Raw genomic sequence first — 1,012 nt, forward strand, 5'->3', positions numbered from 1 at the left:
GGTGGCCGAGCGCCTCACCACCCGACGACGTCGCTTGACGCGGGGATGGGGCGCACGTTGTGGAGTCGGTCGCATAGAATCCTCCCAGGCAGGTGCTGGCGATAGGCAATGGACGCGCAGGCGTCGAGAGCCTCCTGGATCGCAGGCTCCAGCGCGTGCGCGAAGGTCAGCGTGCCGCTGATGAGTGGGCGAAGCGTCGTGAGCGGGTTGGCGGCGTCAATGGGCTGCGCCGGGATCGCCTCGATCAGGGCGATCAGCGCGGCGTTTGATGATGGCGGATGCATGTGGGCCTCCAAATGAAGACCGGGATCAGGGTCGTTGCCCTGATCCCAGTGACGTGGCACTGTTCCATGCCGGTGCTACCCCTTGGTGCCAGCTTGCTTGATGAAGTCGACGGTGGCGAGGGTGCGGCCGTCGTGCTGGGTCGTGCCGGTGCGGATCGTGGCCCCGGCGAGGGTGGCGAAGCCCTGGCGGATCAGGTGTTGGCGGATGGTCTCGTGGTCGATGCCAGCGGCCACGAGGAACCGCTGGCCGTCGACGATCACGAGCTTCTCATGCGGGTCGAGGTCGGTGGCGACTGGAGCGGGTTCGGTCGTCAGCCCCGCCTCGTCGTCGGGGTTGGCCGCGCTGACGGGCGTTCCGGCAGCGGCATCCGGCTCCAACAGCGCGTCGGCCTGCGCACGGGCGGTCAAGGTCGTCGGGGTCGCGTCGTCGAGCAGGCCGTCAAACATGGTCGTGGGCGTGGTCATGGTCTTTTTCCTTTCTGCGTGAGCTTCGGTGTGGCGGTCGTGGTACGGCGGTGCTGGTCAACAGCCGTATCTGCGCGGTCGCGCAGAGACTGCCGCAGCGCGGTGCGGTACCCCTGGATCATGGCGCGCAGGTAGGCGCGGCCGTAGATCTCCAGGGCAGCGGGGGCGTCGAGGCCGGGCATGGTGATGCCGATGAAGGCATCGCTCTCGTCGGCCAGGCGCCGCCCGGCCTCAACGCCCATCTCCCAACCCCAGGCGTGGAT

Annotated in this window: 3 protein-coding genes; all 3 read right to left on the bottom strand. The window is 68.3% G+C overall.

Annotated features, from left to right (window positions below):
• Positions 1-14 precede the first annotated feature (14 nt).
• Positions 15-344: a hypothetical protein gene (locus A9Q02_RS04830; RefSeq protein ID WP_141508716.1), complete on the bottom strand. Its 330-nt coding sequence runs from the start codon at positions 342-344 to the stop codon at positions 15-17.
• A gap of 15 nt (positions 345-359) precedes the next feature.
• Positions 360-749, bottom strand: a complete 390-nt coding sequence (locus A9Q02_RS04835; protein WP_097651232.1) for a hypothetical protein — start codon at positions 747-749, stop codon at positions 360-362.
• Positions 746-1,012: hypothetical protein (locus A9Q02_RS04840; RefSeq protein ID WP_216361445.1), on the bottom strand; the 267-nt coding region annotated here is incomplete at its 5' end. The genes A9Q02_RS04840 and A9Q02_RS04835, both read right to left, overlap by 4 nt.

Origin of the sequence: Candidatus Chloroploca asiatica, assembly GCF_002532075.1 — a bacterium.
GTDB lineage: Bacteria > Chloroflexota > Chloroflexia > Chloroflexales > Chloroflexaceae > Chloroploca > Chloroploca asiatica.

Excerpts from the sequence above, each read along its gene's own strand:
- A9Q02_RS04835 (WP_097651232.1), bottom strand. The coding sequence starts at position 749 with ATGACCACGCCCACGACCATGTTTGACGGCCTGCTCGACGACGCGACC.